The organism is Streptomyces sp. NPDC051563 (genome assembly GCF_044454225.1).
In the GTDB taxonomy this organism is placed as follows: domain Bacteria; phylum Actinomycetota; class Actinomycetes; order Streptomycetales; family Streptomycetaceae; genus Streptomyces.
In genome coordinates, this window is the sequence record NZ_JBITDL010000004.1 from 91,402 (window position 1) to 112,276 (window position 20,875).

22 protein-coding genes are annotated in these 20,875 nt (G+C 71.2%); 7 read left to right on the forward strand and 15 right to left on the reverse strand.

The annotated features are described in order from the left end of the window. Positions 1 to 7: 7 nt before the first annotated feature. The 3 genes from ACIA8F_RS06385 to ACIA8F_RS06395 all read left to right on the forward strand — a co-directional run bounded on the left by ACIA8F_RS06385 (position 8) and on the right by ACIA8F_RS06395 (position 2,843). Positions 8 to 1,849: an endonuclease/exonuclease/phosphatase family protein gene (locus ACIA8F_RS06385; RefSeq protein WP_399377090.1), complete on the forward strand. Its 1,842-nt coding sequence runs from the start codon at positions 8 to 10 to the stop codon at positions 1,847 to 1,849. A gap of 59 nt (positions 1,850 to 1,908) precedes the next feature. Then, positions 1,909 to 2,376, forward strand: coding sequence for a GNAT family N-acetyltransferase (locus tag ACIA8F_RS06390; RefSeq protein WP_399377091.1), 468 nt, complete (start codon positions 1,909 to 1,911; stop codon positions 2,374 to 2,376). Positions 2,377 to 2,588: 212 nt separating this feature from the next. After that, positions 2,589 to 2,843, forward strand: a complete 255-nt coding sequence (locus ACIA8F_RS06395; protein ID WP_399377093.1) for a hypothetical protein — start codon at positions 2,589 to 2,591, stop codon at positions 2,841 to 2,843. A 163-nt stretch (positions 2,844 to 3,006) separates the two neighbouring features. On the opposite strand, the gene dapD is transcribed toward ACIA8F_RS06395, so the two are convergent. Both dapD and ACIA8F_RS06405 read right to left on the reverse strand, forming a co-directional pair. Beyond that, entirely contained in the window at positions 3,007 to 3,987 is a 981-nt protein-coding gene (dapD, locus tag ACIA8F_RS06400) for a 2,3,4,5-tetrahydropyridine-2,6-dicarboxylate N-succinyltransferase (RefSeq protein ID WP_399377094.1), read from the reverse strand. 9 nt (positions 3,988 to 3,996) lie between these two features. Continuing rightward, positions 3,997 to 5,253: an MFS transporter gene (locus ACIA8F_RS06405; RefSeq protein ID WP_399377341.1), complete on the reverse strand. Its 1,257-nt coding sequence runs from the start codon at positions 5,251 to 5,253 to the stop codon at positions 3,997 to 3,999. A gap of 84 nt (positions 5,254 to 5,337) precedes the next feature. Between ACIA8F_RS06405 and ACIA8F_RS06410 the strand changes: the two genes are divergently transcribed. Beyond that, a complete protein-coding gene (locus tag ACIA8F_RS06410) occupies positions 5,338 to 6,210 on the forward strand; it encodes a winged helix-turn-helix transcriptional regulator (protein ID WP_399377095.1) in 873 nt (290 codons plus the stop codon). A gap of 78 nt (positions 6,211 to 6,288) precedes the next feature. On the opposite strand, the gene ACIA8F_RS06415 is transcribed toward ACIA8F_RS06410, so the two are convergent. Beyond that, positions 6,289 to 6,837, reverse strand: coding sequence for a TetR/AcrR family transcriptional regulator (locus ACIA8F_RS06415; RefSeq protein ID WP_399377096.1), 549 nt, complete (start codon positions 6,835 to 6,837; stop codon positions 6,289 to 6,291). A gap of 136 nt (positions 6,838 to 6,973) precedes the next feature. Beyond that, a complete protein-coding gene (locus ACIA8F_RS06420) occupies positions 6,974 to 7,297 on the reverse strand; it encodes a DMT family transporter (RefSeq protein WP_399377097.1) in 324 nt (107 codons plus the stop codon). Positions 7,298 to 7,440: 143 nt separating this feature from the next. Between ACIA8F_RS06420 and ACIA8F_RS06425 the strand changes: the two genes are divergently transcribed. Further along, positions 7,441 to 8,334, forward strand: coding sequence for a hypothetical protein (locus ACIA8F_RS06425; protein ID WP_399377098.1), 894 nt, complete (start codon positions 7,441 to 7,443; stop codon positions 8,332 to 8,334). On the opposite strand, the gene ACIA8F_RS06430 is transcribed toward ACIA8F_RS06425, so the two are convergent. The 11 genes from ACIA8F_RS06430 to ACIA8F_RS06480 form a co-directional block, all read right to left on the reverse strand. Then, entirely contained in the window at positions 8,321 to 9,628 is a 1,308-nt protein-coding gene (locus ACIA8F_RS06430) for a DUF3616 domain-containing protein (protein WP_399377342.1), read from the reverse strand. The genes ACIA8F_RS06425 and ACIA8F_RS06430 overlap by 14 nt on opposite strands. Before the next feature lie 209 nt (positions 9,629 to 9,837). Beyond that, positions 9,838 to 11,259 (reverse strand): hypothetical protein, encoded by a 1,422-nt coding sequence (locus ACIA8F_RS06435; RefSeq protein ID WP_399377099.1) that lies wholly within the window; start codon positions 11,257 to 11,259, stop codon positions 9,838 to 9,840. A gap of 182 nt (positions 11,260 to 11,441) precedes the next feature. Continuing rightward, positions 11,442 to 11,786, reverse strand: coding sequence for a metal-sulfur cluster assembly factor (locus ACIA8F_RS06440; protein ID WP_073913993.1), 345 nt, complete (start codon positions 11,784 to 11,786; stop codon positions 11,442 to 11,444). Further along, positions 11,783 to 12,244: a Fe-S cluster assembly sulfur transfer protein SufU gene (gene sufU, locus ACIA8F_RS06445; protein ID WP_112449508.1), complete on the reverse strand. Its 462-nt coding sequence runs from the start codon at positions 12,242 to 12,244 to the stop codon at positions 11,783 to 11,785. The genes ACIA8F_RS06440 and sufU overlap by 4 nt, the downstream gene beginning before the upstream one ends. A gap of 29 nt (positions 12,245 to 12,273) precedes the next feature. Next, the gene (locus ACIA8F_RS06450; protein WP_266909694.1) at positions 12,274 to 13,530 is read right to left on the reverse strand and encodes a cysteine desulfurase; all 1,257 of its coding nucleotides are present in this window, start codon (positions 13,528 to 13,530) and stop codon (positions 12,274 to 12,276) included. Continuing rightward, entirely contained in the window at positions 13,527 to 14,303 is a 777-nt protein-coding gene (sufC, locus tag ACIA8F_RS06455) for a Fe-S cluster assembly ATPase SufC (RefSeq protein WP_254383819.1), read from the reverse strand. Before sufC ends, ACIA8F_RS06450 begins: the two co-directional genes overlap by 4 nt. Before the next feature lie 7 nt (positions 14,304 to 14,310). Further along, positions 14,311 to 14,628 (reverse strand): bifunctional 3-phenylpropionate/cinnamic acid dioxygenase ferredoxin subunit, encoded by a 318-nt coding sequence (locus ACIA8F_RS06460; protein ID WP_399377100.1) that lies wholly within the window; start codon positions 14,626 to 14,628, stop codon positions 14,311 to 14,313. Continuing rightward, the gene (sufD, locus tag ACIA8F_RS06465; RefSeq protein ID WP_399377101.1) at positions 14,628 to 15,839 is read right to left on the reverse strand and encodes a Fe-S cluster assembly protein SufD; all 1,212 of its coding nucleotides are present in this window, start codon (positions 15,837 to 15,839) and stop codon (positions 14,628 to 14,630) included. Before sufD ends, ACIA8F_RS06460 begins: the two co-directional genes overlap by 1 nt. A 59-nt stretch (positions 15,840 to 15,898) precedes the next feature. Next, a complete protein-coding gene (gene sufB, locus ACIA8F_RS06470) occupies positions 15,899 to 17,314 on the reverse strand; it encodes a Fe-S cluster assembly protein SufB (protein ID WP_382979579.1) in 1,416 nt (471 codons plus the stop codon). Continuing rightward, positions 17,311 to 18,072 (reverse strand): helix-turn-helix transcriptional regulator, encoded by a 762-nt coding sequence (locus tag ACIA8F_RS06475; RefSeq protein WP_399377102.1) that lies wholly within the window; start codon positions 18,070 to 18,072, stop codon positions 17,311 to 17,313. Before ACIA8F_RS06475 ends, sufB begins: the two co-directional genes overlap by 4 nt. Positions 18,073 to 18,191: 119 nt before the next feature. Then, positions 18,192 to 18,983: a formate/nitrite transporter family protein gene (locus tag ACIA8F_RS06480; RefSeq protein ID WP_399377103.1), complete on the reverse strand. Its 792-nt coding sequence runs from the start codon at positions 18,981 to 18,983 to the stop codon at positions 18,192 to 18,194. A gap of 133 nt (positions 18,984 to 19,116) precedes the next feature. Between ACIA8F_RS06480 and ACIA8F_RS06485 the strand changes: the two genes are divergently transcribed. Both ACIA8F_RS06485 and ACIA8F_RS06490 read left to right on the forward strand, forming a co-directional pair. Then, a complete protein-coding gene (locus tag ACIA8F_RS06485; RefSeq protein ID WP_399377104.1) occupies positions 19,117 to 20,043 on the forward strand; it encodes an ABC transporter ATP-binding protein in 927 nt (308 codons plus the stop codon). Continuing rightward, complete coding sequence (locus ACIA8F_RS06490; protein ID WP_399377105.1) at positions 20,040 to 20,807, forward strand: ABC transporter permease; 768 nt, start codon at positions 20,040 to 20,042, stop codon at positions 20,805 to 20,807. Before ACIA8F_RS06485 ends, ACIA8F_RS06490 begins: the two co-directional genes overlap by 4 nt. Positions 20,808 to 20,875: the final 68 nt, after the last annotated feature.

Below are 20,875 nucleotides of genomic sequence, written 5' to 3' on the forward strand. Positions count from 1 at the left end.
CCCGCCCATGCGCTCCTCGCATCCCCGTTCCGCCGCCGTCGCGGCCCTCGTCGCCACCGCGCTGGCCACCGGCCTGCTCGCGGGCACCGCCGACGCGGCCGAAGGCGCCGTGTCCGCCGATCCGATACGCATCCACGACATCCAGGGCGCCACCCGCACCTCCCCGCTGGTCGGCAAGCAGGTCACCGATGTGGCGGGCATCGTCACGGGCGTGCGTACGTACGGCTCGCGCGGCTTCTGGATCCAGGATCCCGACGCGGACGACGACGACGCCACCAGCGAGGGCGTGTTCGTCTTCACCAATGCGGTCCCGACCGTCGCCGTCGGCGACGCCGTCACGGTCTCCGGCCTGGTCGGCGAGTACATCCCCGGCGGCGCGGCCTCGGGCAACCAGTCGGTCACCCAGATCTCCAAGCCCGTCGTGACCGTGGTCTCCTCCGGCAACGCCGTTCCCGCGGCCACCGCCGTCAACGAGTACTCCGTCCCCTGCGCGTACGCCCCGGAGGGCGACCCGGCCGCCGCCGGCAGCATCAACGGCCTGACCCTGGAGCCCTCGCGCTACGCCCTGGACTACTACGAGTCCCTTGAAGGCATGAACGTCGCGATCGGCAACTCGCGCGTGGTCGGCGCCACCGACCCGTACGCCGAGCTGTGGGTGACGGTCAAGGGCTGGGAGAACAACACCAAGCGCGGCGGCACGCTCTACGGTTCGTACGACTCCCAGAACACCGGGCGCCTCCAGATCCAGCAGCTCGCACCCCTCGCGCAGCAGCCGTTCCCGGTGGCCAACGTCGGCGACAAGCTGACCGGCCGCACCGAAGGCCCCCTGGACTTCAACCAGTTCGGCGGCTACACGCTGGTGGCCCGCACCCTCGGCACGGTCAAGCCGGGCACCCTGGCGCCGGAGAAGACCAAGCCGCAGGCCGAGAAGGAACTCGCGGTGGCCACGTACAACGTGGAGAACCTCGACCCGACCGACCCGCAGGAGAAGTTCGACAACCTGGCGAAGGCCGTCGTCGAGAACCTCGCCTCCCCCGACATCCTCGCCCTGGAGGAGATCCAGGACGACAACGGCGCCAAGAACGACGGCACCGTCTCGGCCGGGGCCACCGTGGCCAAGTTCACCGCGGCCATCGTGGCCGCGGGCGGCCCGGCGTACCAGTGGCGCTCGGTGGACCCGGAGGACAAGAAGGACGGCGGCGAGCCCGGCGGCAACATCCGCCAGGTGTTCCTCTTCAACCCGGAGCGGGTCTCCTTCACCGACCGGGCCCCGGGCGACGCGGTGACGGCGACCGGTGTGGTGAAGGAGAAGGGCAAGGCCGCCCTGACGCACTCCCCGGGCCGGATCGACCCGGCGAACCCGGCGTGGGCGGACAGCCGCAAGCCGCTGGCCGGCGAGTTCGTCTTCCACGGCAAGACGGTCTTCGTGATCGCCAACCACTTCGGTTCGAAGGGCGGCGACGAGGGCCTGACCTCCTCGCACCAGCCCCCGGTGCGCTCCTCCGAGGCCAAGCGGCTGCTGCAGGCGCAGGCCGTGAACGGCTTCGTGAAGGACGTCCTGGCCGTGGAGAAGAAGGCCGCGGTCCTCGTGGTCGGCGACATCAACGACTTCGAGTTCTCGGACACGGCGAAGGCGCTGGAGGACGGCGGGGCGCTGTACTCGGCGATCAAGTCGCTGCCGAAGCCCGAGCGCTACTCGTACGTCTACCAGGGCAACGCGCAGGTCCTGGACCAGATCCTGACGAGCCCGGGCATCAAGCAGTTCAGCTACGACAGCGTGCACATCAACGCGGAGTTCGCGAACCAGAACAGCGACCACGACCCGCAGGTCGTGCGCTTCCGCCCGTAGCGGCGACACCGAAGGGGCCGGGCCGCACCGCCGCCCGGCCCCTTTGGCATGATCCCGGCATGATCTTCCGCACCGCGAAACGCCAGGACCTGCCCGCCGTACTCGCCCTGCTCACCCAGGACGAGAACCCGGCCGCGGCCGGCACCGGGGCTCCCGCGCCGGATCCGGAGCCGGTCTCCGAGGCCCACGAGCGGGCCTTCGCCGCGATCGAGGCGGACCCGCGCAACGAGATGCTGGTCCTGGAGCAGGACGGGGAGCTCGTCGGCTGCCTGCAGCTGACCTACGTGCCGGGCCTGGGCCAGGGCGGCCGGGAGCGTGCCCTCGTGGAGGCGGTACGGATCCGCGCCGACCGGCGGGGCGGCGGGCTCGGAGCCCGCCTGATGGAGCTGGCGGCGGACCGGGCCCGAGAGCGCGGCTGCGGCCTGATGCAGCTCACCAGCAACAAGCGGCGCACGGCCGCGCACCGGTTCTACGAGCGGCTGGGCTACGCACGGAGCCACGAGGGCTTCAAGCTGCCGCTGACGTGACCGGGAACCGGGTCCGGGACCCGATCCGGGCTCCGATCCGGGGCGCGGTGTCCGGGGTGCGGAGTCCGGAGTCCGGTCGGTCGGGAGCCGAGGAGGGGACCTTTGGCCCTGGCGTGACGCTCGGCACATCCCTACCCATTCGGGCGGTTCTGGTGTTGAGTGTCCCCACGCCCGATCTTGTACCGCACTCCAGCACTCCTTTGGAGGACCGCGTGTTCCCCTCCATTTCCCTCGCTCAGGAAATCGGCATCGCCGTCCTGCTCGTGGCCGCCGCCGTCTGGCTGATCGGCCTCGGCCACATGCTGTGGGACAGCCGTTTCCACCACCCGGAGCCAGGCGCCTTCGATGGCCTCTCGGTCATCCCGGCCCAGCGCGGCATCTCCGTCCACCCGATGGAGTCGGTGGAACTGACCGAGGCGGAGCAGCAGGCCTTCGCCGGCCTGGTCCGCACGATCCCCCTGCACTGACCGCCGCCGGCCGGACCCCGGCCGCCCGCGGCCCCCGCGTGCGCGATGCCCCTCCCCCGCTCGGGGCGGGAGGGCGCCCAGCACGCACGACGCCCTCCCACCCCGTCGGGGTGGGAGGGCGTCTGCAGGACCGGACCGGGGGCGCTCCCCTTGCGGCCGTAGGTCAGTTGTGGCTGTGCAGGACCTCGTTCAGGCCGCCCCAGGCCGCCTTGTACGGGCGGGCCTCGACGGCGCCGGTGACCGAGTTGCGGCGGAAGAGGATGTTGTCGGCGCCGGAGAGCTCCAGGGCCTTGACGATCTGGCCGTCCGGCAGGGTCACCCGGGTGCCGGCGGTGACGTAGAGACCCGCCTCCACGACACACTCGTTGCCCAGGGCGATGCCGATGCCCGCCTCGGCGCCGATCAGGGTGCGCTCGCCGATCGAGATGATCTGCTTGCCGCCGCCCGACAGGGTGCCCATGGTGGACGCGCCGCCGCCGATGTCGGAGCCGTCGCCGACGACGACGCCCGCGGAGATCCGGCCCTCGACCATGGAGGTGCCCAGGGTGCCGGCGTTGAAGTTGACGAAGCCCTCGTGCATGACGGTGGTGCCTTCGGCGAGGTGCGCGCCCAGGCGGACCCGGTCTGCGTCGGCGATGCGCACGCCCTTGGGGGCGACGTAGTCCGTCATCCGCGGGAACTTGTCGATCGAGGTCACCTGGAGGTGCAGGCCCTCGGCGCGGGCGTTCAGGCGGACCGTCTCGACCTGGTCGATCGCGACCGGGCCCAGCGAGGTCCAGGCGACGTTGGCCAGCAGGCCGAAGACGCCGTCCAGGTTCTGGCCGTGCGGCTTGACCAGGCGGTGGCTGAGCAGGTGCAGGCGCAGGTACGCGTCGTGCGCGTCCAGCGGCTTGTCCTCCAGGGAGGCGATCACGGTGCGGACGGCTACGACCTCGACGCCGCGGACCGCGTCCCGGCGGATCGCCTTGGGCGCGGTGGCCCCCAGCAGCTCCACGGCCTGCTCGGCGGTGAGGCGCTCGGTGCCGGCCGGGCCGGGCTCGGCGACGAGCTGGGGGGCGGGGAACCAGGTGTCGAGGACGGTGCCGTCGGCGGTGATGGTGGCAAGTCCGGCGGCGACGGCGCCGGTGGTACGCGTAGCAGTCATGCCCGAAACCTAACCGGCGACGGCCCGCGGTCGCGAACCGGTCTCATGTGCCGGGCGCGGGTCGTGTCGTCCCGGGTCCTCCGCGGCCCCGGGCAGGGGCTCCCGTATCGCCATCCACAGCACCGCACCGCCCGCCCCCGCCGCCAGCGCCGCGCACAGCGGCCACAGCAGGCCGGGTGCCGCGGAGTACAGGGCGCCGCCGAGCGGGCCGCCGAGTACGACGCCGCTGACCGAGACTCCGGCGTACAGGCTCTGGAACAGCCCGATGGCGTGCGCGGGCGCCCGGTCGGCGACGTAGGCGGTGGCCGTGGTCTTGTAGAGGATCTCCCCGAGGCTCAGCAGCAGCATCATCGTCACGGCGGGCCCGATCCCGGTCCCGAGCAGCAGCGCCCCGTACCCGGCGCCGACGAGCAGCAGTCCGGCGCCGATGACGCGCAGCGGCGGGCGGGCGCGCAGGGCGACGGCGGCCGGGAGTTCCAGGAGGAGGATCACGGCGCCGTTGAGGGCGATGATCAGCCCGTAGGCGCCGGTGTCCAGGCCGTGGTCGGCCAGGTAGACCGGGAAGGTCGAGTACTGCTGGCGGTAGATCACGTCGACGACGAGGACCGCGGCCAGCAGGACGAGCACGGCGGGCCTGGCCCGCAGTTCCCCCCACACGCCGCGGCCCAGACCCCCGTCCGGGGCCGCGGCGGGGGTGTTCGCGGCGCCCTTCGCCGGGACGACCCGGGCGGTCCACAGGGCGAAGACGAGCGTGCCGATGCCGTCGGCGACGAAGAGCCAGTCGTAGGAGAGGCCCGTCGCGATCAGGGCGCCGAGCGGTGCGCCGAGGGTGAAGCCGCCGTTGGAGACGCAGCGGACGACGGCGAAGGACGGCCGTCGCGCCCCTTCGGGGACGATCACCGCGACGAGCGCGGCGTTGGCGGAGCGGATCGCCCCGATGGCGTACTGGGCCGGCGGGAGGGCGACGTAGAGCGCGGCGGTGGGCAGCGTCGGCAGGAGGATCAGGGCGGCGCCGGCGAGGGCGGAGGCGATGAGCAGGACGCGGCGGTGGCCGTGGCGGTCGCCGAATCCGCCGCCGGTGAAATTGCCGGCGATCAGGCCGATGCCGCCGATCCCGGTGATGAGGCCGGCCTCGGTGACGGAGAGTCCGCGCTCGCCGGTCAGGTACACGAAGACGAAGACGAAGGTGAAGCTGGACACGGCGTTGACGAAGACGCCCGGCGAGAGCAGCCACACCGCCCTGGGTACGTCCTTGAATCCTTGCAGCACCAGTCGACCCCCGAGTCAGTTCCGTTTGGGAACGGACTATGTCAGCATGACAACCTCGGGTCAACGGACAAAGGAGTGCCCATGGCCCAGCGCACGCACCTCGACGACGCGGACTGCTCCATCGCCCAGGCCCTCGACGTCGTGGGCGACTGGTGGACGCTGCTGATCGTGCGCGACGCGGCACGCGGCGTGCACCGCTTCGAGGAGTTCCAGCGCGAACTGGGCATGTCCCGAAAGGTCCTGACGGAGCGGCTGAAGCTGCTCGTCGAGGCCGGCGTGCTGGCCCGCGAGCCGTACCAGGACCGCCCGGTGCGGCACGCGTACCGGCTGACCCCGCGCGGGCGGGGGCTGCTGCCGGTGCTGGTCGCCCTCCAGGACTGGGGGGACACCTGGATCCTGGGAGAGGGAGAGATGACGGCGACGGCGGACGAGGCATCGCGCGAGGCGGTACGGGTCCACGCGCTGCGCGGCACCCGGCTGCCCGAGCTGCTGCTCCCGGACCGCTTCGGCGAGCTCCGCGACCCGGTGGCGGACACGCCGTTCACCGTCCTGTACTGCTTTCCGGGTGCCTTCGCCCGGTCCGAGTCCTACCCGCCGGGGTGGGCCGGGATCCCCGGGGCGCGGGGGTGCACCCTCGAATCGTGCACCTACCGGGACCAGCTCGGGGAGTTCGCGGCGGCGGGTGCGACGGTGCACGGGGTGTCGACCCAGCGGCCGGACGAGCAGCGGGAGTTCGCCGAGGCCGAGGGACTCCGCTTCCCCCTGCTCTCCGACGCGGAGCTCGCGCTGGTGACGGCCCTGCGGCTGCCGACCTTCCGGGCGGGGGGCATCAGCCGGCTGAAGCGCCTGACGCTGGTGCTCGACCGCGACCGGACCGTCCGCGAGGTCTTCTACCCGATCCGGGACATCGGGGCGAGCGTGGCCGCCGCCCTCGCGGCGGTCCGCGGCGCATGACCCCGGGGGGCGCGGCGCACGCACCGCGTCCGCCCGCCCCCATCCGGCCTCCGGTACGGCCGCCGCATCGGGCCGCCGTCAGGCCCGCAGCACCCGCCGCAGGATCCCGCAGGCGTAGGCCTCGTCGTACTCCGCCCCGGTCAGCAGGACCTGCAGGCTGATCCCGTCCATCACCGCGACCAGCGCCCGGGCCGTCCCCGGATCCACCCGGTCCGTCAGGGCCGCGGCGACGGCCTCGCACCACTCGGCCGCCACGGGACGCAGCGCGGGGCGGCGCAGGGCGGCGAGGTAGAGCTCGTACTCCAGCTCCGCCCGCGCCCGGTCCGCCCCGAGGAACTCGCCCAGCAGGACGGCCAGGGCCCCCGCCAGGTCCGCGCGCGGATCGGCCAGCGCCGCGCAGTCCGCGACGGCCCGGGCGAAGCCCTCGTTGGCCTGGCGCAGCGCCGCGACCAGCAGGTCGTCCAGGGTCTTGAAGTGGTACGTCGTCGAGCCGAGCGGTACGTCGGCCTCAGCCGCCACGCTGCGGTGGCTGAGCCCGGCGATGCCGCGGGCACCCACCACCCGGACCGCCGCGGCGATGATCCGCTCCCGCCGGCCGGGGTCGTAGCGGCGCACCGGGCCGGCCATCAGCGGCCGGCTCCCGGCACGGCGGCGGCGGGTGACTGACGAGGCATGCGTACGACGGTAGACACGGCCGCACACCTCGACGCACGGCCGGTGCGCAGTGCGGTCCCCGGCCCCGTACGGCCCTTCGCCCGCCGCATCAGTGCGTGGTCCCCCCGAGGTTCAGCAGCACGACCCCGGCGATCACGAGCACGATGCCGCCGATCTTCGCGGCCGTGGCGGCCTCGCCCATGAAGACCATGCCGATCGCGGCGATCGCGGCGGTGCCGACGCCGGCCCAGATCGCGTACGCGGTCCCGACCGACATCGACTTCAGCGTCTGCGCGAGCAGGGTGAAGGCGATGACGTACCCCACCAGCGTGATCAGCGAGGGCCACAGCTTGGTGAAACCGTCGCTGAACTTCATGGCGGTGGTACCGGCGACCTCGGCGGCTATGGCCGCGGCCAGGAGGAGATAGGGCATGCGTACGACCGTACACACCGATGCGTACACCCGTACATACGCGGACCGCGGACGGGGCGGGGTCAATTCGGTGCGTCTGCGGGACTTCCCGGGCGCCCCCGGCTACGGTGTGCGCCCGCGACCGGGGCCGGGAGGAGATCCGCATGGACGGGCAGTGGACCCACTGGGGCGGCGGCCGGCCGGCGCCGCGGCCGCCCCGGCCCGGGGTGATATCCCTGCGGCCGCTCACCTCCGGCGAGATACTCGGCGGCACCTGCGCCGCCCTCGCCCGGTACTGGGTCCCGTTGACCGGTGCCATGCTCTTCGGCCAGCTCGCCGCCCTGCTGCTGCTCGCCACGACGGCCCTGGCAGCCCTCGCGCTGCACGTGCGGCCCGTCGCCGTCCTGGTTCCCGCGGCGGCCCTGGCGACCCTGCTGACCTGCGCCCTGGCCTCCGCCCTGACGGGCGCCGTGCTCCGCCCGGCGGTACTCGGCCGCCGCGCCACCGCCCGTACGCTGCTGCGCGCCGCCCGCCCCCGCTTCGGAGCCGTCCTCGGCACCCAGCTGCTGGTCCTCGGCGCCGTGGCCGGACCGGGCTCCGCCGTCCTGGCCGCCGGGCTGCCCCCGCTGCTCGCGGCGGCCACCCTGCCGGCCGGACTCTGGCTCGGGGTGCTGTGCGCGCTCGCGCCCACGGTCGCCGCCTGCGAGGACCCGGGGCCGGTCGGCGCCCTGCGCCGGTCGGCCCGGCTGGTGCGCGGGGCCTGGTGGCGCACGCTCGGGCTCACCGCCCTCACCGCCGCGCTCGCGCTCGCGGCGGCGTACGCCGTCCAGCTGCCCTTCGCCTTCGCCGGGGCGCTCAGCCTGATCCCGGCGGTGGACGGCGGCTTCGTGCACGCGGTCCTCACCGCGCTCGGCGCGATGGTCGCCCAGACGCTGCTGCTCTGCTTCCCGCAGCTCACCGCCGGCCTGCTCTACACGGACCGGCGGCTCCGCCGCGAGGATCTGGCGGCGGAGCTCACCGGGCGGTCCGCGCGGTCCGGGGGGTTCAGTTCAGCGTGAACCAGGCAGCGCGGGACTTCTTCCACTCGGGGTGGGTGAGGTCCTTGGCCTCGGTGCCGTCGCCGTACAGGTCGGCGGAGCCGCTGTCGGTGATCAGCTGCACCCGTGCGCCCGCGACCGACAGGTCGGGGACCGCCACGATGGCCTCCCAGCCGCCCGGGTCGGTGGTCGGCAGGTCGGCCCGCTTGACCGGGGCGTGGCCCGCGATCCCGTCCCACTGGTAGAGGGCGTACGGGTCGGAGTTGTCGTCCGCGGCCCAGGAGCCGGCCAGGATCAGGTACTGGTCGGCGGCGTTCTTGCGGATGTCACGGATCGCGAGGCCGCCGAGGTCGAGCTCTATGCCCGCGCCGAAGGCGGCCTTGGTCCCGCTGGAGATCACCTTGTCGAAGTTGGTCACCGGTACGATCAGCGCCTTGCCGCCGGGCACCGCCGGGGCCAGCGGGGCGCGGAAGCCCAGGTAGGCGGTGGTGGTGGAACCGGGGGCGAACTCCAGCCCCTCCACGTTGAACCCGTCGATCTGCTTCGGCGCCTCGCCGTCGGCCGTACCGGCGGCGAAACCGTAGCGGTTCCCGTTCGCCTTGTCCCAGGCCACCAGGTCGTCGCGGAGCTTCTTGTACGAACGCCCGTACGCGAGCTGCGTGGTGGAGCCGGACCCGCTCAGGGTGGTGGTGAAGACGGTGTTGCGGGGGGCCTTGTACTCGCCGTCCTTGTTGTTGCCGAGCGAGCCCGTCCAGTAGATGGTGTTGCCGATCAGGGTCGCGCCCTCGATGTCCACCTCCTTGGTGACGCCGAGCTGCGAGCTGAAGTCCCAGGTCCGGACCGGGGCCGCCGAGTTCGCGCGGTCGTACAGGCGCAGCACGTTGCTCTCGTCGTCGGCCACCACGGTGTAGCCGCCGCCCACGTCCACGGCGGCCGAGGAGTCGGAGGCGCCGGTGAAGTAGCGGGCGTCGGCCGGGTTCTGCACGGCGGCGGAGGCGGCGTAGTACAGCGTCTTGGTGGCGGTCTTGCCGCCCAGCCCGGTCACCTTGACGGTGAGGTTGGTGTAGCCGCGGCCGCGGGCGGCGACCGCCAGCTTGCGGACCGCGCCGGCCCCGGTGACGCTCACGTCGCCGGTTCCGGCGACCGTGGCCTTGCTGGAGGCCGAGGCGCTGACCGTGAGCGCGGAGACGTCCGCGCCGCTCTGCGCCACGGTGACGTCCACCGTCGGGTCACCCGTCGCACCGACGGCCCCGGACAGGTAGGCGGCGGACAGCGCGATGGTGGGCGTGCCGTAGGTCACCGCCTGCGCGGGCATCGCCGTGGCGGCGAGGAGCAGGGCCGCGATGCCCGCGACACCGGCGGTCGCGAGGTGGGCGTGCTTCTGGGTCTTGCGCATCGTCTGCGTCCTCTGCTGCTCGGGGTGCTGCACGTTCTGGTGCTCGTTCTGGTGCTTGCTCTGCTGCGTGCTCTGCCGGCTGTTCTGCTGCGTGCTCTGCCGGCTGTTCCGCTGCGTGCTCTGCCGCTTCATCGGGATCCCCCGCGCAGCGGGGCCAGCGCGAACCAGGCCGCGCGGGACTTCTTCCACTCGGGGTGGGTGAGGTCCTTGGCCTCGGTGCCGTCGCCGTACAGGTCGGCAGAGCCGCTGTCGGTGATCAGCTGGACGCGGGCGCCGGGCACGCGCAGGTCGGGTACGGAGACCACGGCCTCCCAGCCGCCCGGGTCGGTGGTCGGCAGGTCGGCCCGCTTGACCGGGGCGTGGGCCGGGTTGCCGTCCCACTGGTAGAGGGCGTACGGGTCGGAGTTGTCGTCCGCGGCCCAGGAGCCGGCCAGGATCAGGTACTGGTCGGCGGCGTTCTTGCGGATGTCGCGGATCGCGAGCCCGCCGAGGTCCATCTCCACCGGCTCGCCGAAGACCGGCTTGGCCGCGCCGGCCACGACCTGGTCGATGTTGGTGACGGGCACGACCAGCGCCCTGCCGCCGGGCACCGCGGGGGCCAGCGGGGCGCGGAAGCCCAGGTAGGCGGTGGTGGTGGAACCGGGGGCGAACTCCAGCCCCTCCACGTTGAACCCGTCGATGCTCTTCGGGATCTTGCCGGCCGCCGTGCCCGCCGCGAAGCCGAAGCGGTTCCCGTGGGCCGTGTCCCAGGCGATGAGGTCCTCGCGCAGGCCCTTGTAGGCGGAGCCTAGGACGACCTCGGTGCCGGCGCCGGTCCCGGTGAGCCGGGTGGTGAAGACGGTGTTGCGTTCGGCCTTGTACTTGCCGTCCTTGTTGTTGCCGAGCGAGCCCGTCCAGTAGACGGTGTCGCCGACGCGGGCGGCGGCCTCGATGTCGGCTTCCTTCTTGATGCCGAGCGCGGGGCCGAGGTCCCAGGTCTTCACGGGGGCGCCCGAGCGGGAACGGTCGTACAGCCGCAGCACGTTGGTCTCGTCGTCGGCGACCAGCGCGTAGCCGCCGCCGACGTCCACGGCGGCCGAGGAGTCGGCGGAGCCGGTGAGGTAGCGGGTGGAGAAGGCGGCGCCCACCCGGGCCGAAGCGGCGTAGGAGAGGGTGGCCGTGGCCGTCCTGCCGCCGCGGCCGGTCACCCGGAGCGTCAGGTCGGTGTGGCCCTGGGCCCGTGGGCGGACGGTCAGCTCGCGCGCGCCGTGGCCGGTCCGGCCGATGTGCACGTCGCCGGGAGCGGCGACGGCCGGGTTGCTGGAGGAGAGGACCTCGACCTTGAGGAAGGCGGCGGGCATGCCCTCCTGCGCGATGTCCACGGTGACGGCCGGGTCGCCGATCGCACCGACGGCCCCGGACAGGTATCCGGCGGAGAGCGCGATGGTCGGTTCGGCGGCGGCTTCCTGTGCGGCGTGGGCGGGCGCGGCCAGTCCTGCGGTGAGCAGGGCGGCGGCCCCGGCGGCTCCCACGGCACCGAGGCGGCGTGCCGGTGAAGGGCGAACGGTCAACGGAGGTCCTCTCGTCTGCGCCGTCACGTTGTGACGGCCGTCGAGAAGATTCGGCCACCCTGGCCAACTCCCGGTGCACGCGGGCGGTCCGCAGGGAAAACAGAGGACCCCCGGCACACCCGTGCCGGGGGTCCTGTGTTCACTCGGCCGTAGAACGGCCGTCGTGCGGGGGTGAGCGCCGGTCAGACGTTGAACCCGAGCGCGCGCAGCTGCTCGCGGCCGTCGTCCGTGATCTTGTCCGGGCCCCACGGCGGCATCCACACCCAGTTGATGCGCAGTTCGCTGACGATCCCGTCGGTGGCCGACTTCGCCTGGTCCTCGATGACGTCCGTCAGCGGGCAGGCCGCCGAGGTGAGGGTCATGTCGAGGGTGGCGATGTTCGCGTCGTCGACGTGGATGCCGTAGATCAGGCCCAGGTTGACGACGTCGATGCCCAGCTCGGGGTCGACCACGTCGTAGAGGGCCTCGCGGACCTCTTCCTCGGTGGCCGGCTTGATGGACGCCTCGGGCGTCGCGTTCTCGGTCATGCCGTCTTCCTCTCGGCGTCGCCCAGTGCCTGGGCGGTCGCGTCCTTCCACGCCATCCAGCTCAGCAGGGCGCACTTCACCCGGGCCGGGTACTTGGAGACGCCGGCGAACGCGACCGCGTCCTCCAGCACCTCCTCCATGGCCTCGTCGGGCTCCATCTTGCCCTTGGACTGCATCAGCTCCAGGAAGACTTCCTGGATCTTCCGCGCCTCGCCCAGCTCCTTGCCGACGAGCAGCTCGTTCAGTATCGACGCGCCGGCCTGGCTGATGGAGCAGCCCTGGCCCTCGTACGAGATGTCGGTGAGCGTCTCGCCGTCGTACTTCACGCGCAGGGTGATCTCGTCACCGCACGTCGGGTTGACGTGGTGCACCTCGGCGTCGCCGTCGCGCAGGCCTCGCCCGCGCGGGTGCTTGTAGTGGTCCAGGATCAGTTCCTGGTACATCGATTCCAGCTTCACTGCGCCCTCGTCGCCTTCGTCGCTTCGTCTTATCCGAAGAAGTTCCGTACGTGCTCCAGCCCGGCGACCAGCGCGTCGACCTCGGCGGGAGAGGAGTACAGGTAGAAAGACGCTCGCGTGGTCGCCGGAATTCCGTACCGGAGGCAGACCGGGCGGGCGCAGTGGTGACCCACGCGGACCGCGATGCCCTGCTCGTCCAGTACCTGGCCCACGTCGTGCGGGTGGATGTCGCCCAGGACGAAGGAGATCGCGGCGCCGCGGTCCTCGGCCGTGGTGGGGCCGATGATGCGCAGGTCGGGGACCTCCGCGAGCCGCTTGATCGCGTATTCGGTGATCGCGTGCTCGTGCGCGGCGATCTTGTCCATGCCGATCGCGGTCAGGTAGTCCACGGCCGCGCCGAGGCCGACGGCCTGGGCGATCGGGGGCGTACCGGCCTCGAACTTGTGGGGCGCCGGGGCGTAGGTCGAGGAATGCATCGAGACGGTTTCGATCATCTCGCCGCCGCCCAGGAAGGGCGGCAGGTCCTCGAGCAGCTCCTGGCGGCCCCAGAGGACGCCGATGCCGGTCGGGCCGCACATCTTGTGGCCGGTGAAGGCCACGAAGTCGGCGCCGAGCGCCTGCACGTCGAGCGGCATGTGCGGAGCGGCCTGCGAGGCGTCGATCAGCACCAGCGCGCCGACCTCCTGCGCGCGCCGGACGATCGCCTCGGTCGGGTTGACCGTGCCCATGATGTTGGAGACCAGCGTGAAGGAGACGATCTTCGTCTTCTCCGTGATGACCTCTTCGATGTTGGACAGGTCGAGCCGGCCGTCGTCGGTCAGGCCGAACCACTTCAGCTTCGCGCCGGTGCGCTGCGAGAGCAGCTGCCACGGGACGATGTTGGAGTGGTGCTCCATCTCCGTGATGGCGATCTCGGTCTCGCGGTCGACCCGGTAGGGCTCGTCCGCCCAGCCGAGCATGTTCGCGACCAGGTTGAGCGACTCCGAGGCGTTCTTGGTGAAGATCACCTCGTTGCGGCTCGGAGCGTTGATGAAGGCGGCGACCTTGTCGCGGGCGCCCTCGTACAGCGCCGTGGCCTCCTCGGCGAGCACGTGCACGCCACGGTGGACGTTGGCGTTGTGCTGCTCGTAGTACTCGTTCAGCGCGTCGAGCACCTGGCGCGGCTTCTGCGAAGTCGCCGCGTTGTCCAGGTAAACGATCTTCTTCCCGTCGTGGACCACACGATCCAGAAGGGGGAAGTCCTTGCGGATCGCCTCGATGTCGAGGAGGCCAGGCAGCTGTGTCACGCGGTCGCGCCACCCTTCGTGCTGTAGGACTCGTAGCCTTCGGCCTCCAGCTTGTCGGCGAGCTCGGCGCCGCCGGACTCGACGATGCGGCCCTCGGAGAAGACGTGGACGAAGTCGGGCTTGATGTAGCGGAGGATCCGCGTGTAGTGCGTGATCAGCAGGGTGCCGACCTCGCCCGTGTCGCGGACGCGGTTGACGCCCTCGGACACCTGGCGCAGGGCGTCGACGTCGAGGCCGGAGTCGGTCTCGTCGAGGATCGCGATCTTCGGCTTCAGGAGCTCCAGCTGCAGGATCTCGTGGCGCTTCTTCTCACCGCCGGAGAAGCCCTCGTTGACGTTGCGCTCGGCGAAGGCCGGGTCCATCTGGAGCTGCTCCATCGCGGACTTGACCTCCTTCACCCAGGTGCGCAGCTTCGGGGCCTCGCCGCGGATGGCGGTGGCCGAGGTGCGCAGGAAGTTGGAGACCGAGACGCCGGGGATCTCGACCGGGTACTGCATGGCGAGGAAGACGCCGGCGCGGGCGCGCTCGTCGACGGACATCTCCAGGACGTCTTCGCCGTCGAGGGTCACGGTGCCGCTGGTGATCGTGTACTTCGGGTGGCCCGCCAGCGCGTACGCGAGGGTGGACTTGCCGGAGCCGTTCGGACCCATGATGGCGTGCGTCTCACCCTGCTTGATGGTGAGGTTGACGCCCTTGAGGATCTCGCGGGTGCCACTCGCCGAGTCGCCCGTCTCGACGGAGACGTGCAGGTCGTGGATTTCAAGCGTTGCCATGGATACCTCAGGACTCCTGGGTGAGGGAAACGAGCACGTCGTCCCCTTCGATCTTTACGGGGTATACGGGTACGGGGCGCGTCGCGGGCAGTCCGGACGGCTTGCCGGTGCGCAGGTCGAAGGACGAGCCGTGCAGCCAGCACTCGATCATGCAGTCTTCGACCTCGCCCTCCGAGAGGGACACGTTCGCGTGCGAGCAGATGTCGTTGATCGCGAACACCTCTCCCTCGGCGCGGACGATGGACATCGGCGTGCCGTCGAGTTCGACCCGCTTGGGGGCGTTCTCCTCGAGCTCGCTCAGCGCACAGACCTTGACGTAGGTCATCAGACGGACGCCTGCAGCTCGGTTTCGATCTTCGCGAGCAGTCGCTCCTCGATGTCCGGGACACCGATCTGCTGGACCAGTTCGCCGAAGAAGCCGCGCACGACCAGGCGGCGGGCCGTGTCGGCCGGGATGCCGCGGGACTGCAGGTAGAAGAGCTGCTCGTCGTCGAAGCGGCCGGTCGCGGAGGCGTGGCCGGCGCCGACGATCTCGCCGGTCTCGATCTCCAGGTTCGGCACCGAGTCGACCCGCGCGCCGTCCGTGAGGACGAGGTTGCGGTTCATCTCGTAGGTATCGGTGCCCTCGGCGGTCTTCTCGATGAGCACGTCACCGATCCAGACCGCGTGGGCGTCCTGGCCCTGGAGCGCGCCCTTGTAGACCACGTTCGACTTGCAGTGCGGGGCCTTGTGGTCGACCAGGAGGCGGTGCTCCTGGTGCTGGCCGGCGTCCGTGAAGTACAGGCCGAAGAGCTCGGCCTCGCCGCCGGGGCCCGCGTAGTTCACGCGCGGGTGGAGGCGTACGAGGTCGCCGCCGAAGGTGACCACGATCGACTTGAAGGTCGCGTCGCGGCCGATCAGCGCGTTGTGCTGGGAGACGTGGACGGCGGTGTCGTCCCAGTCCTGCACGGAGACCACGGTGAGCTTGGCGCCGTCGCCGACGAGGAAGTCCACGTTGGCGGCGCGCACGCCGTCACCGGTGTGGTCGATGACGATGACGGCCTCGGCGAAGGCCTGCACGTCGAAGACGGTGTGCCCGAAGGTCGTGCCGCCCTCGCCGTGCAGCGAGACGCGCACGGGCTCGGTGAGCACCGCTTCCTTGGGCACGGTCACGACCGTGGCCTTGGCGAAGGACGTGAACGCCTGGGCGGCGATCCGGTCCACCGGGGTGCCGGCCTTGCCGATGCGCGCGTCGCCGCGCTCCACGGACTCGATCGTGACCACGTCGGGCGCGTCGATCTGGGCCTTCATGGTGCCGTTGGCGACCGCGGTGCCGTCGTGCAGGCCCTTGAGGCGGGCGAGCGGCGTGAAGCGCCACTCCTCCTCGCGGCCGGTGGGCACGGGGAAGTCCGCCACGTCGAAGGACGGGGGGGCACTCATCCGGGTGGCGACGGTGGACTCGGCGGCCACCGCGATCGCGCCGGCGGTGGTGGAACCCGCCGCGGGGGTACCGCCCTGGACCGTCAGGTCCTTGGGGGCGTTCTGAACCTCAGCCATGGCTGTCGTGTTGCTCTCTTCCTTAAATAATCTGCTGCGGGACGTCGGGCGGGCCGGGACTAACCGACCGAGCCTTCCATCTGCAGCTCGATCAGCCGGTTCAGCTCCAGCGCGTACTCCATCGGCAGCTCACGGGCGATCGGCTCGACGAAGCCGCGCACGATCATCGCCATGGCCTCGAACTCCGTCAGACCGCGGCTCATCAGGTAGAAGAGCTGGTCGTCGGAGACCTTGGAGACGGTCGCCTCGTGGCCCATGGACACGTCGTCCTCGCGGACGTCCACGTAGGGGTACGTGTCCGAGCGGGAGATGGTGTCGACCAGGAGCGCGTCGCACAGCACGTTGGACTTGGAGCCGTGGGCGCCTTCGCCGATCTCGACCAGACCGCGGTACGAGGTGCGGCCGCCGCCACGGGCCACCGACTTCGAGACGATGTTGGAGGAGGTGTTCGGCGCCATGTGGACCATCTTGGAGCCGGCGTCCTGGTGCTGGCCCTCGCCCGCGAAGGCGATGGAGAGGGTCTCGCCCTTGGCGTGCTCGCCCATCAGGTAGACGGCCGGGTACTTCATGGTGACCTTGGAACCGATGTTGCCGTCGATCCACTCCATGGTCGCGCCCTCGTACGCCACGGCGCGCTTGGTGACCAGGTTGTAGACGTTGTTCGACCAGTTCTGGATCGTCGTGTAGCGGCAGCGGCCGCCCTTCTTCACGATGATCTCGACCACGGCGCTGTGCAGCGAGTCCGAGGAGTAGATCGGGGCGGTGCAGCCCTCGACGTAGTGGACGTAGGCGTCCTCGTCGACGATGATCAGCGTCCGCTCGAACTGGCCCATGTTCTCCGTGTTGATGCGGAAGTAGGCCTGGAGCGGGATGTCGACCTTGACGCCCTTGGGGACGTAGATGAACGAGCCGCCCGACCACACGGCGGTGTTCAGCGAGGCGAACTTGTTGTCGCCGACCGGGATGACCGTGCCGAAGTACTCCTGGAAGAGCTCCGGGTGCTCCTTGAGCGCGGTGTCCGTGTCGAGGAAGATGACGCCCTGCTCCTCCAGGTCCTCACGGATCTGGTGGTAGACGACCTCGGACTCGTACTGGGCGGCGACACCGGCGACGAGGCGCTGCTTCTCCGCCTCCGGGATGCCGAGCTTGTCGTACGTGTTCTTGATGTCCTCCGGCAGGTCCTCCCACGAAGCGGCCTGCTTCTCGGTGGAACGCACGAAGTACTTGATGTTGTCGAAGTCGATGCCCGAGAGGTCGGAACCCCAGTTGGGCATGGGCTTCTTGCCGAACAGCTTGAGGCCCTTGAGGCGGAGGTTCAACATCCACTCCGGCTCGGACTTCTTCGCCGAGATGTCGCGGACGACCTCTTCGGACAGGCCCCGCTTGGCGACCGCACCGGCCGCGTCGGAGTCGGCCCATCCGTATTCGTAGGTGCCCAGGCCATCGAGCTCAGGGTGAGCAGTCTCCGTGGTCATGCGGGGTTCCTCCCGGCCGTACTTGCAGATACTGAAATGTCGGTCTGTGTGGCGCCTGCGGCACCGGCGCCGTTCCCACTGCGTGGAATGAACGTGGTGCACACCCCGTCGCCGTGGGCGATCGTGGCGAGGCGCTGCACGTGCGTCCCGAGCAGGCGGGAGAAGACCTCGGTCTCCGCCTCGCAGAGCTGCGGGAACTGCTCGGCGACGTGTGCGACCGGGCAGTGGTGCTGGCAGAGCTGTTCACCGCTGTGCGGACCGGGAGCGCTCTTCGCCGTAGCAGCGTACCCGTCCCCGGTCAACGCCCTGGCAAGGGCCTCGGTGCGCCCCGCCGGGTCGGCCGCTTCCACGGCCTCGCGGTAGGTCTCGGCCTGCGCCGTGAGCCTGGCCTTGGCGAAGGCGGCGACGGCCGCCTCGCCCTGCTCCCCGCCCCCGGCGGCCTGCGCGATCCAGCGCATGGCGTCCGCGGCGAGGGAGTCGTAGGACTGGTCGAAGGCGTCACGACCGCAGTCAGTCAGCGCGAAGACCTTGGCGGGCCGGCCCCGGGTCCGCGCTCCGTACACGCGCTGCTCACGGGCTTCGACGACGTCGTCGGAGACGAGCGTGTCGAGGTGGCGGCGGACGGCGGCCTGGGTGAGGCCGAGACGCTGGGCGAGGTCGGCGACGGTGGAGGGACCGTGGTCCAGGATCGACCGCGCGACCCGGTTGCGGGTTGACCGCTCCCCGGTCGCGAGTTCGCCCTGGGGGGCCTCGCTCATCCGTTCGCCGTATTTCACAACGCCATTGTTGCGTAATTAGTCCGGCCCCGACAAGCCGTGATGGAGGCCACCTCTGGTGGCCTCCATCACTAAGGGTTACCTTATTTATCCACGGAGCGTTACTCGGAAGTCGACGCTCCGCCCTCACGGAGGGCCCCGCCGGTGAACCAGTACACGGCTCCCACCAGCAAACCTCCGCCCACGACGTTCCCCGGCACGGTGAACATCAGATTCCGGAAAAGATCACCGAATCCGGCTGAGCCATCCAGGATCGCGAGGCTGAAAACAGCCATGTTCGCTACACAGTGTTCGAATCCGACGGCGACGAAAACGGCCACCGGCAGCCACAGGACGAAAATCTTGGCGGCATCGCCGCGGGCCCGGGTGAACATCCAGATGGCCAGGCAGACGAGCATGTTGCAGAGCACCGCGCGCCAGAAGAGCTGTCCGCCGCTCAGCGCCATCTTCCCGTGCACCATCTCGGTGAGCATCGACCGCGCCGAGGGCGAGGAGGCCACGCCCGAGGCGTGCACCATGGCCCCGAAGGCGAAGGCCCCGACCAGGTTCCCGGCCAGCGAGAGCGTCCAGGACAGGATCAGGTCCCGCGGACCGGTCCGCCCGGACAGGGCGCCGACCAGCATGACCATCACGTTGCTGGTGAAGAGCTGGGCGCCGGCGAACATCACGATGGTCAGGGCGATCGGGAAGACCGCGCCCTCCAGCAGTTTCACGGCCGGCGAGCCCTTGGCCACGAACGGCGAGATCGCGACCAGGAGCAGCACCTCGCCGACGGCGATGTAGGCGCCCGCGAGCATCGCCGACACGAAGTAGCGCGGCGGATGCCCGAGGTCATGGGCCTTGTGCTCGGCCTGCCCCGAGGTGGCTTCGACGTTCTGAGCGATGCTGTTCACCATTCGACGTTAGGTCCCGGCCCGGATCCCGTGCGGACGATAAAGTCACGAATGCGCAGGTCCGTGACCCTTCGGGGGCGGGACCTACGGCCCCACCCCGGTCACCCCCCACGGCTCCGTAGACTCACTCCCCATGAGCAACGACCCCGCCGTGGAAATCCGCGGACTGGTGAAGCGGTACGGCCCCAAAACCGCGGTGGACGGCCTGGACCTCACCGTCCGGAGGGCCTCGGTCACCGCAGTCCTTGGTCCCAACGGCGCGGGCAAGACGACCACTGTGGAAACCTGCGAGGGCTACCGCCGCCCCGACGCCGGATCCGTCCGCGTCCTCGGCCTCGACCCCGTGGCCCAGGCCGAGGCCCTGCGCCCGCGCATCGGCGTGATGCTCCAGTCCGGCGGCGTCTACTCCGGCGCCCGGGCCGTCGAGATGCTGCGCCACATGGCCAAGCTCTACGCCGACCCCCTGGACGTCCCCACCCTGGTGGAACGCCTCGGCCTCGGCGGCTGCGGCCGCACCCCCTACCGCCGGCTCTCCGGCGGCCAGCAGCAGCGCCTGGCCCTCGCCATGGCCGTCGTCGGCCGCCCCGAGCTGGTCTTCCTGGACGAGCCGACCGCCGGCCTCGACCCGCAGGCCCGCCGCGCGACCTGGGAACTCGTACGGGAACTGCGCGCCGACGGGGTCTCCGTCGTGCTCACCACCCACCACATGGACGAGGCGGAGCAGCTCGCGGACGAGGTCGCCATCGTCGACGCCGGCAAGGTCATCGCCCACGGCTCGCCCGAGACCCTGTGCCGCGGCGGCGCCGAGAACACCCTGCGCTTCACGGGCCGCCCCTCCCTCGACCTGGCCTCGCTGCTCAAGGCCCTGCCCGACGGCACCCAGGCCGCCGAGCTCCTCCCCGGCGTCTACCGGGTCACCGGCGACGTCGACCCCCAGCTGCTGGCCACCGTCACCTCCTGGTGCGCGCAGCACGGGGTGATGCCCGACAGCCTCTCGGTGGAGCGGCACACCCTCGAAGACGTCTTCCTGGAACTGACCGGTAAGGAGCTGCGCGCATGAGCGCCGGTACGTTCACCCCCCGCCCGGGGGCCGCGCCCGTGTCCCGCATGATCCTGGCGCAGACCGCGCTGGAGACCCGGATGCTGCTGCGCAACGGGGAGCAGCTCCTGCTGACCGTGATCATCCCGGCGCTGCTGCTCGTGCTGTTCTCGGCGGTCGACATCATCGACGTGGGGACGGGCAAGTCGGTGGACTTCCTGGCCCCCGGCATCCTGGCGCTGGCCGTAATGTCCACCGCCTTCACCGGCCAGGCCATCGCCACCGGCTTCGACCGCCGCTACGGGGTCCTCAAGCGGCTCGGGGCCTCCCCGCTGCCGCGCTGGGCCCTGATGGCCGCCAAGACGCTGTCGGTGCTGGTCACCGAGGTGCTTCAGATCGCGCTGCTGACGGTGATCGCCTTCGCCCTGGGCTGGTCCCCGCACGGGAACCCGCTGTCGGCGGTCCTGCTGGTCCTGCTCGGCACCGCCGCCTTCTCCGGGCTCGGCCTGCTGATGGCCGGCACCCTGCGGGCGGAGGCCACCCTGGCCGCGGCCAACCTGGTCTTCCTGCTGCTCCTGGTCGGCGGCGGGGTGATCGTGCCGCTGGACAAGTTCCCCGGCGCGGTCCAGTCCGTCCTCGGCCTGCTGCCCGTCTCCGCGCTCTCCGACGGGCTGCGCGAGGTGCTCCAGCACGGGGCCGCGCTGCCCTGGGGCGACGCGGCGATCCTGGCGGTCTGGGCCGTACTCGGCCTGGGGGCCGCGGCGCGCTGGTTCCGCTGGGAGTGAATCCCTTCCCCCGAGCGTTGCCCCGGCAGGAGGATGGTCGCCTCCACACGGGATCGCACCACAGACGC